Genomic DNA, 15976 nt, shown 5'->3' with positions numbered 1-15976 from the left:
ATGCGAGTGGCCGAATGACGCGCCGGCGGCTCTTTTCTTCCCGAATGTCGGGCCACCGGGAGGAAAACCGATGGCGCCACGCCGGGCGAAGCCGCTATTCAAACAGCGCCTTGCCGCTGCGCCTTCGGCGGCGCTGTTTGGGGCGGGACGCTTGATGCGTGACCATCGGGCGCGCATGGCGTAACGAGGCGGCTTAACGAGAGAGAACGGGGCGCGCAGGACGGCGATGAAGCTCTACACGAAAAAAGGCGATCGGGGCCAGACCAGCCTCTTCTCAGGCCGGCGGGCGGCGAAATTCGACCCGCGCGTCGCCGCGGTCGGCGACCTCGACGAATTATCGGCGAGCCTCGGGCTGGCGCGGGTCGCCTTTCCGGATTCGAGCGAGCTTTTGTGCGGCGCGCAAAAGGCGCTCTATAGGATCAGCGCGATTGTCAGCGCAGAGGCGCGGCAGATCGATATTCGATTGGACGATTCCGAGATTGAAGCGCTCGAAGCCGAGATCGACCGCGCCAGCGACGCGCTGCCGCCCTTGCGCGATTTCATCTATCCGGGAGAGGCCGAGGCCAGCGCCCGCCTCCACATGGCCCGCGCCGTCGCGCGCCGCGCCGAGCGCAGCATCGCCGCGCTGGAGGAGCCGCCGGCGCCAGACAATGTTCTCGCCTATCTCAACCGCCTGAGCGATCTGCTGTTCGCCCTGGCGCGAGTCGCGGACCAGCAGAGCGGGCATGGGGACCGCATGCTGGGCGTGTGAGGATGTTGGGGTAAGCGTTGTCGGTCTCGCTCATCCGGACTTCGAGAAACGTGGCGCCATTCGGCTCAGCGTGCGATCGCGAAAAACGAAGTGGTGGACCAGGGCCGAGCCTGCATGGATCATGGCGAGAATGATCAGCCCGTTGGCTAGCGCCTCATGAATTTCCTTCATGTCATGCGCAAAGCTCTTGTCCTTGATCCATGGCGAGGCGATATCCGCTATCCCAAGCAAGGAAAGCGAGTCTCCGTCGGCGAATTGGGTCGCGACGCCGAAGGCGACGACGGCCGCCAGCAGCGCGTAGAGCGCAAGATGGACGATCCTGGCGGCGACATCGCCCAGGCTGCCCAGCGGCGTCGGTTCGGGAGGCGGCGGCGGATCGATGAGACGCCAGCCGATGCGAATGATCAACAGGATCGCGATCAGCTCGCCCGCCGAAACATGGATTTGCTCCCCTAGCTCGCGCGCGCCTCCACGCGGCAGGTCTTCGCCCACGGTTCCGAGCGTCCATGCGACGCCCACAAGAAGCACGGAAAACCAATGCACGATTTGCGCGGCTGCGCCATAGCCTCCCTGAGAATTACGCCACTGCATTGACGGCCTCCCTGTATCGCTCCGCAAATCTCGATCAACGCAACATGGCTCTCCAACTCGGCAAATTTCGGTCGAACGTCGCGAATAATTGCGGCAAAATGTATCGGTGAAACGTACGTTCAGTCTCCAATGGGAGGGCGCTGTTCTCGGGACGCGAGACGTTTCGGTCCGATTTTCCGCAAAGCGCAGAAGCGAACTCTCGCGTTGTGACGAAAGACCGTCTTTCTCGCTCGCAACGCCGCGATCAACGCGTTGGTCTGAGCTGCGGCTCGGGTCGTTCGCCGCGAAGCGGGTGCGCCTTGCGGCCGCCGCGCTGGATGGAAGCAGGCGCCGCGTCGCGCGCGATCAAGTCCTCCGCAAGTTCGAGGCAGCGCTTCGCAAGCATGGCCGCGCCCTCCGCGAGTTCCTTGGAATGTCGCACGATCTCGACATTTCTTTCCATATCTTCGTGCGACCAGCCGCGCGAGTGAGCAATGAAGGGAAATTGAGGAAAGATGAATCCGAGTTCAGCGAAAAATCCAAGCATTTGTCCCGCCACTGCCTGAATGTTGTCTTGCCCGCCCACAATGATGAAGCCCGCAACCTTGTTGCGTATGAGAACTCGATTGCTGATTGTGATTTGGTTCTGAACGCAGTTGAGCCGCTCAGCCATCTTAAAATAGAGCGAGGAGGCGGCCCCCCAACGGATAGGCGACGCTACCAGGATTGCGTCGGCCCAATGCACCATCGCCTCATAGATGCGGTCCATCTGATCATTTTCGTCCATTTGCGTTATCGAACACGGCCATGTGCACGCATGCGCCGACTTCGAATAATATCCTTCACAGGCGCGGAATTTAAGCTCGTTCAACCTGATCAGTCGCGTCTCGGCGCCGAGTTTCTCGGCGGCTTTCAGGGCTTCAGCGAGGACATGGTCGGAGCCCGAAAATCGGGGATTTGAAGCGTCCATCACCGTCGTCGCAATGCCGGCAAGACGCAATGGTCCTGGCGCGCGTTCGATCCGTCGCGCAAGCGGATGCGGCGCGTGCGGCGCCTTCTTGCGCTTGGTGACGGCGTTCAGATCAATCAGAACGCGCCCGTTCTCGACTTTCACCGGATAGGCCGGAACGCAATCCTGTTCGAAGCCGGGTTCGCCGATCCCTGTGCAACGATGGAATTTCCAATTGTGCCATGGACAGACAATGTACTCTCCGTCCAACCGGCCGTCGCCAAGCGGCCCGCCGACATGGTTGCAGGCGTTGGAAACCACCCCGATTTTTCCCTTCTTGAAAGAGACGGCAAATTCCGTGTTGGCGGCTTTGACACGGCGCAGCGGCCGATTGGAAGCTTCCTCCAGAGAGCAGATATCAAGCCAATTCTCGTCGCCAGCCATCGCTCTGTGACCTTATTCTTCGGATTGGCGCCGCGTTGCCATCGCAATCTTTGACAGATTGGCGTTCTTGGCAAGCAGGCGCGGTCGGGGACAAAACACTGCGACCGAACTGCAATCGGCAGTATTTTTTGTGCTTTTCAGTTTGTCTGCGCGGTCATGACCTGACCTGCGTCAGGGGCTGCCCGCGGCGGTAACGCCAAGAATTAGGCTCTCATAGACGACGAAGGAAGCAAGGCAGCGAGGCAGAAGGCGACGCCGGGAACGCGGCGCACGAGCAGGGCGGCGCTTTCGCCGGCGAGCAGTCCGATGACGCCGAGCGCGCTCGCAGGCGGATTGGCGCCATTATAGTTGAGAAATTTTCCCTTTGTGGCACGATATGTTTCAAATGATGCGGCGCAGAACGGTTGCGAAGCGCGAGAGCGGAGCCGCGTCATCGCCCCGGTTTCGAGGGCTCATTTGTAATGAAACCGCTTGATATGATCGGTGGCTCTGCTGCGCTGGAAACCATTGTCGATGCATTTTATCACCAAGTGATCGGCGATGAGGAGCTCGCGCCGTTCTTCACGGACACCGACATGCGCAGGATGCGCGCGAAGCAAAAGGGCTTTCTCTTGATGGCCCTCGGGAGCCCCGTTTTATATACGGGGCGCGATCTCGATGAAGCTCATGCTCGGTTACGCGCACAAGGCATGGGTCCGCATCATGTCGAAAAAGTCATTGGGCTTGTAATCAATATTCTCGAAGGCGCCGGCGTTCCGGTTCAGATCGTCGACCATGTCAGGACGGTTCTGGAGGCCTCCAAGCGATCCGTTCTGGGGTTGGAATCCGGAATGAAGGGGTCGTTGGCGGCTGCCGATCAGGACGCTTCCGATCTCCGCGAGTCGTGTCAGAAAGCCACCGGCGTCTTCCTTGGCCGGGTGAGGCTGGACCCTGAATTGAAGGCGTTCTTCAGCTCCAGGGACGGATCGGATCTTAGCGCGCTTTTTGCGCCGCCGCGCTCCTCGAGCTTGCAGACAATGATCCTGGAGATCGTCGCCCGCGCCAGAGGAGACGAAACCGCCTACACGGAAGCCGACTATGGCAAACAACACGCCTGGCTCGTCGACGGTGGGTTGAATACATTATTGTATAATCGAACCATCGACCATTTGATCGCGGCCTTGGCTGAAGTCGGTCTGAAGCCGGACCTTTTGGCGAGGGTGGGCGCCACCGCTCGCGCACTCCGCTCTAATATGCTCGCCAAGGGAGACCCAACCGTTTCCGATCTTGTGAGAGTTGAGGAGTCGGTTGCGTCGTCGCTAGAGGAATACCTTCGACTAACCGAAAAGAAAGGCGGTTTGACGCTCTATCGCGGACACGCCGACGCGCACCGCTGGCCCTTGACGCCAGGACTTGGACGTTTGGCTGGTCCCAACAGCGCGCTTTCTCTCGGCCGGTTCGGAAGCTGGCATGAATTGGAGGACTATATTTTAACCCGGTTCCAACGACACGCGGCGCAATATCCGCCCAACCTGCCTGGCACGAAAATCGATTGGTTGGTTTTGGGGCAGCACCACGGGCTTCCGACGCGCCTGCTCGACTGGACCGAAAACCCTCTCGTCGCGCTTTATTTTGCCTTGGAACAAAATCTTCAAACAGAGTCGTCAGTCTGGGTGATGGAGCCGCGTTACGTCTATTCGATCGACATCGATTTTGAAAAGATCAATCACATCGAGGTCTATTTCCCAAAGGCCATCGACCAGCGGATCGTTTCGCAAAGAGGCTGCTTTTCGGTTCAGCCGTTGCCGAATGGATGCTCGCCATTTGTGCCGATCGACGAGAACCAGGAGCTCATCAATGAAGGGTTGAGCCGACTCTCGCGGATCGTGATCCCGAACTGTCGCCAAACCACAGCGCGCATGATGGCCCAGATCAACCGTCTCGGGATCGACGGCAATTTCATTTACCCCGGTCTCGATGGTCTGGGCCGCCAAATAACAACGGACATTCTGGCGGATGTCATCAGAATGTGAGCGGGAACGATTCCTGATTAGTGACCGAATTTGGGGATCGGGAAGGTCCGCTTTGGGGCATGACCTGCTTTCGTACCGGCTCCCTCGCGCCTAAATCGGACGCGAGGCGAAAGTCTTCGACGGAACGCGATTGACCGCCGCAGCGCCTGCGGTCTTCGACATCAACAGCGCGGCAAATGCGCCGAGATTGATGAAAAAGATTCGCATCACCACCGGCGCAGTGAAATGGTCGACGCCGGGACCGGTCGCGGCGGTGACGGCGAGAACCAGGCTCTCATAGACGACGAAGGCGGCGAGGAAAGCAGCGAGCCCGCCGGCGAATCCAGGAAAGCGGTGGGCAAGCAGGCCGGCGCTTGCGCAGGACAGCAGCGCGATGACGCCGAGCGCGGCGCCCCAGAACAGAGTCGTCGCGTCGGTCGGATAATGCAGGAAAAGAAAGCCCGCCGCCTGATTGACGAACCAGATCGCGCCGGTCAGTGCTAAGGCCGCGCGGCGCGTCGCGGTTAGCGCCGCCGCGGCGGCGAAGCCGGCGAGCGGAACGGCGCAGGCGAACGCGAAGCTCGACAGAAGGCTCGCGCCGATAAGCGTCGCCGCCCATAGTGCGAAGCGGCGATCGAGCGAAACTTGGGAAAGCGTCAGCGTCATATCGGTCTCCTTTTGGTTGAGCGCCGCGAAGCGGGCGAGAAAACATTAGAAAGTTCAGGCATGTTCGAAGCGGGTCGCGGCGCGATCGATCGGATCGGGCTCATGCAGGCCGAACCAGCGCGCGCGCAATTTGTCCCACAGCGCGAGGCGCGACCAGTCCGGCTCTTTAAGCACTTTGTCGGTCGCGGGATCGAGGAAGGGATTGGGCAACAGCACGCTGATCTGCTGCTCGCCGGCGCCGTTGAAGAGTTGCAACCCCCACGACATCGGCACGCAGCTCGTGTTGCGGCGTCGATAGAGGTCGGCGCGCGAGGTGCGCCTGAGCTTTGCAAGTTCGGGCGACGTCGGGCGAGCGCGCGAACCCTTGTTCTCGCCGATGCAGACGTGAAAATGCGTGACGCCGAAGGCGACGGTGAGATAGCCGTCGAGCAGCCTGATCCGCGTCGGCGCCCGGTCGGCGTGGATTTCCCACGCCGCGCCCTGAATGATCGGCCCGAAGACGATGTCGCGCCAGTGATTCTCGAAGAGATCGCGAATGAGTTCTTCGAGACTCGCCGTATCTGTCGGCAGAGAGAAGACATCGAGCGCCGCGCCGTCCGGCTCGACGACGCGCGTGGGAGCAAAATCAGCAATTCCTGTCATGGCCATGCGCTTTCTGTTCTCTACGGAAGCAATCTTCGCGCGCTTTTGCGCGCGCAAAGATGTTCGCTGCGCGAACTCAGAACGACAGTTTAATCGATCCACGGAACGTCCGAGGGGACCCGATCACGTTATAGTTGTACCCTGGTAGATTCCATCCCACCTGAATCGGATTGGTGTAGGGCACGGCGTAGCCGAAAGGATGAGCGGCGTCGAAGGCCTGCGGACCCAAACCGCCGGTGGTGAAATAGGTCTTGTCCAAGAGATTGCTCACATTGAGTTGCGCGATGATCTTGAACTGCTCGAAGCTGAATTCATAGCTCCCGAAGAGGCCGACAATTCCATAGCTCGGCGTCGACTGGCCATAGACATAGCTGCCGTCATTCGCCCAATGATAGAAGGGGAGGTAGCCGGTGTAATCGTAACGCGCGCCCAGCCTCAAACCCTTCATCTCGCCGTGCTTGAATTCATATGCTGTCGACAGGGAGCCGACGTTGCGCGGAACGAAGGGGATCGGCGATCCGACCGTCGGAACCCCGAGATAAAATGGATTTGATTTGGTGGTGATCGCGTCGGTGTTGGCGTAGGCGAGATTCACGCTCCATCCGGGCAGGACTTCGCCCTGGATGTCGAGCTCCGGCCCCTGCGAACGCCCTTCGCCGACCAGCATGACGTGGTTGAAATCGTTTGGAATGCCGATTGGAATGTTCGTCTTGACAAGATGATAGTAGGCTGCCGTCGCCTGAACTTTCCCGTCGAGCACTGAGAATTTGATCCCTCCCTCGACCTGTGCGCCAGCGCTTGGGGGCGTCGGGTCATTCGTGTTCAAGACCAGCTTGCCGTTGTAATTCGGGCTGTAAGACTCGGCGTAATTCCCATAGAGGCTCATCCATTCGAGCGGCCGCCACAACATTCCAATGCGCGGCGTCACTCTCTGATTTATGAATTGCCCTCTCGTGGTGATCGTATCGAAGTTGCAGGGGATCGCTAATCCCGCAAAAGCGTTCTCGGAAAACGGCCCACAGAACTTCGAATTGTCCGTCGTTCCGGTTCTGCTGTTGATATATTGATAGCGGGCGCCGCCGAGCACGGTGATTCCGTAAGGCAGCTTAATCTGGTCTTGTAGATAAACGCCGAGATTGTCGGCGTATTGCTCGGTCGCCGCGAAGGGATAAAGACCGGAAATGGGCGTCGGCGGTTGCGGCGCGCCGAACAGGACCGCCGAACTATAATTCGCCGCAATCAAATTCTGGCCTCTGAAATTGTAACGGTAATAATCTAGGCCGGACAGCAGCGTGTGATTGAGATGCTCGCTGGTGTTGAAATGTCCAACGAGATTGACCGTCGTCGCATATTCGGCCTGCCTGTTGTCCGACGGGAAAGCGCCCCAGTTCAGCGTGACATTGTTCGGCGAAGGGAAGGCGAAGCAGGATGTGCTTCCGGGCGTAACGCAATCGCTGATGAAGCCGAAGCCGCCGGCGTTGAGCCAATCGCTACGCAATAATTGCATAAAGGCGGTTTGCTGGATCGACCAGTCCTTATTGAAGTCGTGATGCCACGTGAACTCAGTGAAGTTTTGCTGCTGATTGTAAGGCGAACTCGGCCCCCAATTGAAGCTGCGTCCTAGCCAAAGCGGATTGAACATCCCGAGATAGGGCGCGAAGTACCAGTCTTGATTCAGGCTGTTCTGTTGGAATTGAGTGGACGCTCTCACCCATGTGCCGGCGTCGATATGCCATTTCACCACCGGGTTGATCATCAAATTTCGATTATAGTCGAATGCACGGAATGACCCGTCATTTTCGTAAGACATGATGACGCGATAGAGTAGATTCTTGTTTTCCGTCAGAGGCCCGGTGGCGTCGAGCGTGGTGCGGTAGCCGGAATAGCTGCCGATCTGCTGCTGCAGCGAGAAAGCGGGCTTGGCCAAAGGCTGTTTCGTATTGATATTGACGATGCCGCCGGGCTCCACCGCTCCATAGAGGATGGCCGCAGGGCCTTTCAGAACTTCGACGCTCTCGACATTGGCCATTTCGAGATTGCTGGCGCCCGTGAAATTGAGGCCGAAGCTATCGACCCTGAAACCGTCCCGAAAATAATTTTGGGTGGGAAATCCCCGAAGAATGATTTGTCTGAATGAATTTCCCAGAGCCGCGTCGCCGCCGCCCGAGAAGGCGACGCCGCTGACGTTCTTCAACGCCTGGTCGATCGTGATGGCCTGCTGGTCTTCGAGCATCTGGCGCGTGACGGTCCGCGTCGTGACCGGCGTCTCCATGACCGGCGTGTTGACCTTGGTGCCGACCGACTGGATCGGCGCGGCATATGACGTCGGTTCATTGCAGACGCCGCCGGCGCAAAGTTGCCCGTTGTTCCCGGGTCCTATGTCGGTCCCGTTGTTGTCGGCCCCCGCCTGTTGGCCGGCGGCGGCGCCCACCGTCTCAGCGTTGCGGACGCTCGGCTTGGGCTTGCCGATTTCAATGATCGGAAGAATGTTTTGGCCGAGAGCCGGCGAGGAGAAAGCTGCAGTTAGGAGCAGGATGGGCGAGCTGCGCCGCACGGCGCGGCAAAGGCCGCCTTTCGGGGCTTTCGGGGATTGGGAATTCATATGTATCGACTCGCAGCAGACGTGGGCCGTCACTGCGAAGGTCTTTGCCCATACGCCGATAAGGCGAGGGGCATCGGCCGCATCGGTGCACCCCGCCCGACGCTTTCGCGCGTGACCACGAAGCGACGGCAGGTCTCCTGGCTCGCGGGTTGTCGCCGAAAGACCGCCTTCCCAGAGCGTTTCGCCCCAGTGGCTTATTGGTCTTTGGCTCGCCGCTTACAGTTGCGGGGGCAGCCGCGGAATTGCGCGCGAAGCAGCGCGCTCACCGCATTCCCATTTTGATCCCGTTGGGAACCGTCAACTGCAAAATAGACTGGCGATCGCCGTGCGAGTCAAGAGCGTAACGGACAGAAGTGACGGCGATCAGCAATCCGACGCTGGCAAAGGTTCTGATCCTGATGCGGCGATTTTCTCATCGACAGCCGCCACAAACATCATGAGGCTCTCGTTGTGACCGCAAGCGGCGTCAAGGTTCTTTCTTCTTTTATAACCATCGGAAATTATTTTGTATGTTCTATGATCCTTGGCGTAGGCGCAAGATTTCCTACGAAGCTCCCTTCGTAAGTGATCTTCGCAAGATTTTATCCGCTTCTTACCGGCGACAGTTTTTCCGTGAAGCGGCAATAACCAGCACTCTGTCGAGTGTACGGCGATGGCAAAGATAATTCTATCTTCGAATTCCTCGTACAAGACACCTACATGTTTTGCAATGCAGGCTATTACGTCTTTCACAATTTCAGCTACGGCGCGATCCACGCCGCCTGTTGTTAATGCAACATCAAAATTCTCGTGTCCTGCGCAATCGGTATCAATATGAATGACGAGGAAATCGTTGTGTTCGAGCGCGCCCTGAATTCGTTCGCCGATGGAGCAATATTCAAATACCTTTTCCCACCCCCCCTGAGACCCGCATCTCGACTGATCGGTTGCGTCCCGGACCGGTTGTTCAAAGTTCACAAAAACATCGTCCACCATCCCCTGGCAAATGCAATTTATTATCGTTTCCAACACGGCTTGATCTGTAATACCCTCGGCGACAATCGAAAAAGTGAGCATGCTGACACTCAAAATCCTTTCGGCACGCCGCCCAGCGAACCACGCAGAAACGCTTCGGATAATCTCGTAGGAGATCCCGAACTCCTTAGTGGTTTCTTATAATTTCTCACTCGCGTTTCGCCACTTTCGCTGCGATCGACGATAAAAAGCTTTTGATCTTCATCATCTAGGTTCAGTCCGTCGAGGACGGCTGGGTTGTGGGTGGTAAGTAGAACCTGCTTCTGGTGTCGAGCGGACATAGCCACTAGTTGTTTCATCAGCGCTTCGCAAAGCTTTGGATTCAGAGATGCGTCGATATTGTCGACGGCGAAGAACGTCGGCGTCAAGTCGGTCGAAAAAAGCGCGAAATAAAACATTAAAAAAAGAAATCCCTCGTTTACACTTCTCTGATCGTCATAAAAACGACCTCTCCCAAGGAATATGTCGCGGACTTCCAGCCTATCTTGGAGTTGATCAGAGTCTTGAACTACGCGAAAATCCTTAAACCAGCCAATAAGCTTGAGAGCAGACTTAATCTCTTCCACCGCTACCGGGTCTTTTTGCGAAAGTACGCTTAGTAGTCTCAGTAACCCCTCACCATTGACACCAAGCGGCTCGATCTGTCCTTCTCGCTCAAATACTCTCAAGGAAGTATTTTCCGGTGAAAATATAACAAAATTTGCAATTGAACTATGACTTTCAGATCGTGATGACCCGAACGCTCCGAAGATAAAATTAGCGACGACGTTTGGTCGTTTCAGCCGAACATTTCGTTTAATTGATTTGTCTCCGCTATTTAATGTCTCAGTGATAACTTTAACAAGCTCTTTCATATCTTCAATTATTGTTTCTTTTTCTACCTCATTCGAATGAATAAATTCATCCACCTTTGATTTGATATGGTCATCTTGTATCGCTCTTAGCGAATCTTTAACCATGACATTCCAGCGTGCATAAGGCTTATTATCATTTTTTATTACATATTCTACCGTCGACGCCTCATCAGTGACTTTTATTGTAATCGGATCATTCAATTTAGCCCCCCTAAAGGCGGGACGCATTAACTGCGGCGGCGTCACTCGTACTCCTCGGGCCACTAGAAACTCGTTGTCCAGCTTGCCGGCATTCGCAGCGCCAGCCAATGCAATTGCTTCGAGAATGTTACTCTTTCCCGCTCCGTTTTCTCCAATTAGGACATTAACCCGGCCCAGTGAGAGCTTAAGATCGACGATCGATTTGTAGTTGTTTACAGCGATTTCCTTAAACACGGAGGCCCCTTAGAAGCGCGAGGGTCACGTCGACAGCAAATAAGCTGCGCCGCTTGGTGTTTGCTGTCCTCTTTTCAACCATCAAGACGACAGCGCCGCAAGCACCCGCGCCCAGGAGCGCGTCCCCTTGTGGAATGAGGTGTAGGAATATTTTTCGTTCGGCGAATGAATGCGGTCGTCGTCATGGGCGAAGCCGATCATCAGCGAATCCATATTGAGATCGCGCTTGAAGGCGCCGACGATCGGGATCGAGCCGCCGCAGCCGGCGAGCACCGCCTCTTTCCCCCATTCTTCGGCGAGCGCGCGGCGGGCGCGATTGAGCGCCTCCGAGCCGAAGGGAAGCTGCAGCGCGTTCGATGCGCCGTGCGACAGGAATTCGGCGCTGGCGTCGGCCGGCAGACGCTCGCGCACGAAGTCGCGAAAGCTTTCGAGAATCGTCTTCGCGTCCTGCTTGCCGACGAGGCGAAACGAAAACTTCGCCGACGCCTGCGCCGGCAGCACCGTCTTCGAGCCAGCGCCGGTATAGCCGCCGATGATGCCATTCACGTCGCAGGTCGGGCGCGCCCAGATTTGCTCCATCACGCCGACGCCCGCTTCGCCGCCGACTCGCGTCAGGCCGATTTCGGAAAGCCACTTGCCTTCGTCGAAGTCGATGGCCCGCCATTGCTCCGCGATGTCTTCCGGGATCTCCGGCACGCCGGCGTAAAAGCCCGGCAGCGTCACCTTGCCCTCGTCGTCGTGCAGCTCGGCGATGATTTTCGCCAGCACGTGAATCGGATTGAGCACCGGCCCGCCGAACATGCCGGAATGAAGATCGCGGCTCGGCCCTTTGATGATCACCTCTTCGAGCGCCAGTCCGCGCAGCATCACCGTGATCGCCGGCGTCGAGGCGTTCCACATGCTGGTGTCGCAGACAAGCGCGAGATCGGCGGCCGCGAGCTCATCCTTATTCGCCGCGAGAAAGCCGGGAAGCGACGGCGAGCCGGTCTCCTCTTCGCCCTCGAAGAGAAAAGTGACGTTGCAGGGCAGGCCGCCATTCGCCTCGAAGGCGCGGCAGGCTTCGAGAAAGGTCATCAGCTGCCCCTTATCGTCGGAGGCGCCGCGGGCGACGATGTCCTTGCTCTCCTGGCCGTCCTTGCCATCGGCCAGTCGCGGCGCGAAGGGCTCGCTCTCCCACAATTCCAGCGGGTCCGGCGGCTGCACGTCGTAGTGGCCGTAGAACAGCACATGCGGCGCATCCTTGCGCTTCGCCTTGGCGTGGCCGACGACGATCGGATGGCCGGGCGTCTCGCGCACCTGCGCCTCGAAGCCGAGTCCGTTGAGCTGATCCTTCAGCCAATTCGCCGCGCGCAGACATTGCGCCGTGAAGGCGGGATCGGTCGAAACTGAAGGGATGCGCAGAAGATCGAACAGGCGTTCGCGCGAAGCGTCGAGATTGGCGTCTATCGTGGTGAGGACGGCGTCGATCGCGGCCATGAAGTGACTCCTCGGTGAAGAGCCGAAACTAGTGCGGATGCGTGGCGAGGAAAAGACGCGGGGGCCGATGCGCCGTCATGGCGGCCCAGACGCGCAGCTCTTCGTGGATGGCCGCGACAAGCGCGGCCATGACGAGCGGGGAGTTCATTCGTTCGGCGCGAGCATTTTTTCCGGCCGCACGATCGCGTCGAATTCGGCTTCCGTCACCTTGCCCGATGCGAGCGCCTCCTCCTTGAGGCTCGTGCCATTGTGATGGGCGGCGCGGGCGATTTTCGAGGCTGCGTCATAGCCGATCGTCGGCGCGAGCGCGGTGACGAGCATCAGCGAGCGATCGAGGAAGCGTTTGATATTGGCCTCATCAGCTTCGATGCCGTCGACGCAACGGGCGACGAAACTGTTGATTCCATCCGCGAGCAGGATCGTCGATTCGAGCAGCGCGAAGCCGACGACGGGCTTCAGCACATTGAGTTCGAGATGGCCCTGCGACGCGGCGAAGGTGATCGTCGCATTATTGCCGAAGACGCGGGTGCAGACCATGGTCAGCGATTCGACCTGAGTGGGATTGACCTTGCCGGGCATGATCGACGAGCCGGGCTCGTTCTCCGGAAGCTTCAACTCGCCAAAGCCGGCGCGCGGTCCCGAGCCGAGCAGGCGAATGTCGCAGGCGATCTTATAGAGGCCCGACGCCAGCGCGTTGAGCGCGCCATGCGCGAAGACGATCGCGTCATGAGTCGCGAGCGCTTCGAATTTGTTGGGGGCGGAGACGAAAGGCAGTCCGGTCTGCTCGGCGATATCGGCGGCGACTTCTTCGCCAAAGCCCTTGAAGCTGTTGACGCCGGTGCCCACCGCCGTGCCGCCCTGGGCAAGCTGGAGAAGATCGGCAAGCGTCGTTCTGATGCGCCTTACCGCGTTTTCGGCCTGCGCCGCATAGCCCGAAAACTCCTGACCGAGCGTTACGGGCGTGGCGTCCTGCAGATGGGTGCGGCCGATCTTGATGATATCGCCGAATTGCACCGCCTTGGCGTTGAGCGCGATATGCAGCCGCTCGACGGCCGGAATCAGCCGGCCGGAAATCGTCGTCGCGCCGGCGATATGCATGGCGGTCGGAAAACTGTCGTTCGACGACTGGCCGAGATTGACGTGATCATTGGGATGGACCGGCGATTTCGAGCCGCGCGGCGCGCCGAGCGTTTCATTGGCGCGATTGGCGATGACCTCGTTGACGTTCATGTTGGTCTGGGTGCCCGAGCCGGTCTGCCAGACGACGAGCGGAAAATGATCGTCGAGCTTGCCGTCGATCACTTCGCGCGCGGCGGCCTCGATCGCATCGGCGAGTTTAGGGTCCAGCAGGCCTTTTCTGGCATTGACCCTGGCGGCGGCGAGCTTGACGCGGGCCAGCGCATGGATGATCTCGATCGGCATGAGATCGCCGCCGATCGGAAAATTTTCGCGCGAACGTTCGGTCTGCGCGCCCCAATAGGCCCAGGACGGGACGGCGATGTCGCCAAAGGAGTCGCGTTCAATTCTTGTATCTTCGGTCATCGGCTCGCTCGCATGGGAGGGCGCGTTGCGCGCGCTTTCCTATGCGGCATTTCCGAGGAGCGTTCAATCGCGCGAAATTTCCGAGAGTCGCTCGGCCGAGGCCCATTCGCGCCGATCGGCGGAGGGCGTGGTCGACATCAGTTCCGAGAGTCGATTGCGCGCGCGGTTCACCCGGCTTTTCATCGTGCCGGGCGCGCAGCCGCAGATTTCCGCGGCTTCCTCATAGGACATGCCGGAGGCGGCGACGAGGATCAGGGCCTCGCGCTGATCGAGCGGCAGTTTCTGCATCGCGTCGCGGAAGTCGAGAAAGTCCATATGCGCATGCTGCGACTCGGGCGCGACCAGACGCGCGGCGATGACGCCGTCGGGATCCGGCGCCTCGCGTCGGCGCTTGCGATATTCGCTGTAATAGATGTTGCGCAGGATGGTGAACAGCCAGGCGGTGAGATTGGTGCCTTCCGAGAAGGTGGCGAGACTGCCCCAGGCTTTGACCAGCGTTTCCTGAACGAGGTCGTCGGCGCGATCGGAATTTCCACAGATAGACACCGCGAAAGCGCGCAAACTCGGAATGGCGGAGATGAGCTCAGCCTTCAGTCCCTGTCCCGCTGAATGCGCTTCTTCGCTTGCCGTCACTCACTCTTCCTCGGCGCGTCTGACGTCGCCGAAGAGGATAGCACATTCGTTTCGAGTTGGTTCAAAAGTTTCAGAAACCGATCGGGAACTGGCTGAGCCACGACGTCGTCGTAAAGATTGCGGAGCTCCTTTCCGATCGAGTCTTGGAATTCCACCGATCTTTGGCGTTGTACCGGCTTGGCGCTGCAACGCGCTTCGGCGCCTCCTCGGCGACGATCGCCGAATTCGTCACGCGTCATTACCCATCCTGTGAACGTCTCCAGCCGGCGAGGGCCGGGTCTCGGAGAATACCGCCCGTCGCCCGCGAAAGCATCATCCTCTGCTTTCGCGCGCGCAACTATATTCTCCGGATTCTTGTTCCCCATGGAGCCCTCTATTTTAATATGCATGATTTCTGGAGCCGCCGCGTTATAGTGCGCCGCAAGGACGATAGGCAAAACGCGCCGCTGAAGGATTGGTTCCCTAAAATGCCACGCAGTTTTGACGCATTGTCCAAGTTTTGAATCGGCTTAGCTCGCACGCGCCTCTTTCGGGAGGCTGGGCGCCGCTGGAGTTGTAAGGCATGTCGGCATCGAAGGAAATTTCCGCGCATATTCCCTATTTGAGACGTTTCGCGCGCGCATTGGTCGGAGACCGTGAGGGCGGCGACGCCTATGTGCTGGCCACTCTCGAAACCGTCGTCGCGGAACCCGGCCGGATTTCCGAATCAGAAGACCTGCGCGTTGCTGTTTACCGTTTGTTCCTGAACGTCTGGGCGTCGTCGCCGATCAACGCCCATATCGACCGGTCCGGCGCGCTGGAGGAAAACGGCCGTCGCAACCTCGAGGCGATTTCGCTGAAGCCGAGAATCGCCTTTTTGCTGCAGGCGCTTGAAGGATTCGACCTCGACCAGATCGGGCAGACTCTGCAGGTTTCGGAGCGAGAGGCCGGCGAGTTGATCGAGGCCGCGAATGGCGAGATCGCCGACCAGATCGCCACCGACGTGCTGATCATCGAGGACGAGCCGCTGATCGCGCACGACCTGAGGAGCATCGTCGAAGAGCTGGGACATCGCGTGATCGGCATGCCGCGCACCCACGCCGAGGCGGTCGCGGCCATAAAGGAGAACAATCCCGGGTTGATTCTGGCGGATATCCAGCTCGCGGACGGCAGTTCGGGGCTCGACGCCGTCAACGAAATTCTAGGCTCGCTGTCGACGCCGGTGATTTTTGTCACCGCCTATCCCGAGCGGTTTTTGACGGGCGAACCGCCGGAGCCGGCCTTTCTGATCGCCAAGCCCTTCAACGTCGAGAGTCTGAAGGCGGTGATCAGCCAGGCGCTGTTTTTCGACCGGCGCGCCGGGCGACGCGAGCGGACCGTGCCATGGGTCGGCATTTGAACGATTTAACTTTTTGATATTATTGATAT

At 58.8% G+C, this 15976-nt stretch carries 14 protein-coding genes and 1 riboswitch; of the genes, 3 read left to right on the top strand and 11 right to left on the bottom strand.

Annotated features, from left to right (window positions below):
* Positions 1–226: 226 nt before the first annotated feature.
* Positions 227–751, top strand: coding sequence for a cob(I)yrinic acid a,c-diamide adenosyltransferase (locus tag U1E20_RS11185; RefSeq protein WP_409980678.1), 525 nt, complete (start codon positions 227–229; stop codon positions 749–751).
* Between the two features lie 30 nt (positions 752–781).
* On the opposite strand, the gene U1E20_RS11180 is transcribed toward U1E20_RS11185, so the two are convergent.
* Together U1E20_RS11180 and U1E20_RS11175 are read right to left on the bottom strand one after the other, a co-directional pair.
* A complete protein-coding gene (locus U1E20_RS11180) occupies positions 782–1342 on the bottom strand; it encodes a cytochrome b (protein WP_409980677.1) in 561 nt (186 codons plus the stop codon).
* A 244-nt stretch (positions 1343–1586) separates the two neighbouring features.
* Positions 1587–2714 carry a Rieske 2Fe-2S domain-containing protein gene (locus U1E20_RS11175; protein WP_409980676.1) on the bottom strand — a complete coding sequence of 376 codons (1128 nt, stop codon included), beginning with the start codon at positions 2712–2714 and terminating at the stop codon, positions 1587–1589.
* A gap of 461 nt (positions 2715–3175) precedes the next feature.
* Here U1E20_RS11175 and U1E20_RS11170 point away from each other — a divergent pair, with 461 nt between their 5' ends.
* Positions 3176–4726, top strand: coding sequence for an FRG domain-containing protein (locus U1E20_RS11170; RefSeq protein WP_409980675.1), 1551 nt, complete (start codon positions 3176–3178; stop codon positions 4724–4726).
* 90 nt (positions 4727–4816) lie between these two features.
* Here the strand turns inward: U1E20_RS11170 and U1E20_RS11165 are convergent, their stop codons facing one another.
* From U1E20_RS11165 to U1E20_RS11125, 9 genes are all read right to left on the bottom strand, one after another.
* Positions 4817–5371 (bottom strand): hypothetical protein, encoded by a 555-nt coding sequence (locus tag U1E20_RS11165; protein ID WP_409980674.1) that lies wholly within the window; start codon positions 5369–5371, stop codon positions 4817–4819.
* A gap of 54 nt (positions 5372–5425) precedes the next feature.
* Positions 5426–6013 carry a hypothetical protein gene (locus U1E20_RS11160; protein ID WP_409980673.1) on the bottom strand — a complete coding sequence of 196 codons (588 nt, stop codon included), beginning with the start codon at positions 6011–6013 and terminating at the stop codon, positions 5426–5428.
* Positions 6014–6089: 76 nt separating this feature from the next.
* Positions 6090–8615, bottom strand: a complete 2526-nt coding sequence (locus U1E20_RS11155) for a TonB-dependent siderophore receptor (RefSeq protein WP_409980672.1) — start codon at positions 8613–8615, stop codon at positions 6090–6092.
* A 109-nt stretch (positions 8616–8724) separates the two neighbouring features.
* Positions 8725–8929: riboswitch (cobalamin riboswitch) on the bottom strand.
* 49 nt (positions 8930–8978) lie between these two features.
* Positions 8979–9671 carry a hypothetical protein gene (locus tag U1E20_RS11150; RefSeq protein WP_409980671.1) on the bottom strand — a complete coding sequence of 231 codons (693 nt, stop codon included), beginning with the start codon at positions 9669–9671 and terminating at the stop codon, positions 8979–8981.
* 8 nt (positions 9672–9679) lie between these two features.
* Complete coding sequence (locus U1E20_RS11145) at positions 9680–10918, bottom strand: AAA family ATPase (protein WP_409980670.1); 1239 nt, start codon at positions 10916–10918, stop codon at positions 9680–9682.
* Positions 10919–10999: 81 nt separating this feature from the next.
* Positions 11000–12394, bottom strand: coding sequence for a M20/M25/M40 family metallo-hydrolase (locus tag U1E20_RS11140; protein WP_409980669.1), 1395 nt, complete (start codon positions 12392–12394; stop codon positions 11000–11002).
* Positions 12395–12538: 144 nt separating this feature from the next.
* On the bottom strand, positions 12539–13936 hold the full coding sequence (fumC, locus tag U1E20_RS11135; RefSeq protein WP_409980668.1) for a class II fumarate hydratase: 1398 nt from the start codon (positions 13934–13936) through the stop codon (positions 12539–12541).
* A gap of 63 nt (positions 13937–13999) precedes the next feature.
* Positions 14000–14569: a sigma-70 family RNA polymerase sigma factor gene (locus U1E20_RS11130; protein WP_409980667.1), complete on the bottom strand. Its 570-nt coding sequence runs from the start codon at positions 14567–14569 to the stop codon at positions 14000–14002.
* Entirely contained in the window at positions 14566–14808 is a 243-nt protein-coding gene (locus tag U1E20_RS11125) for a NepR family anti-sigma factor (RefSeq protein WP_409980817.1), read from the bottom strand. Before U1E20_RS11125 ends, U1E20_RS11130 begins: the two co-directional genes overlap by 4 nt.
* Before the next feature lie 323 nt (positions 14809–15131).
* On the opposite strand from U1E20_RS11125, the gene U1E20_RS11120 reads away from it, so the two are divergent.
* Entirely contained in the window at positions 15132–15947 is an 816-nt protein-coding gene (locus U1E20_RS11120; protein WP_409980666.1) for a response regulator, read from the top strand.
* Positions 15948–15976 lie beyond the last annotated feature (29 nt).

This window comes from Methylocystis sp. (assembly GCF_046349115.1).
GTDB lineage: Bacteria > Pseudomonadota > Alphaproteobacteria > Rhizobiales > Beijerinckiaceae > Methylocystis.
The sequence above is the reverse complement of the archived record's forward strand: the minus strand, read 5'-3'. Positions and strand labels throughout refer to the sequence as shown.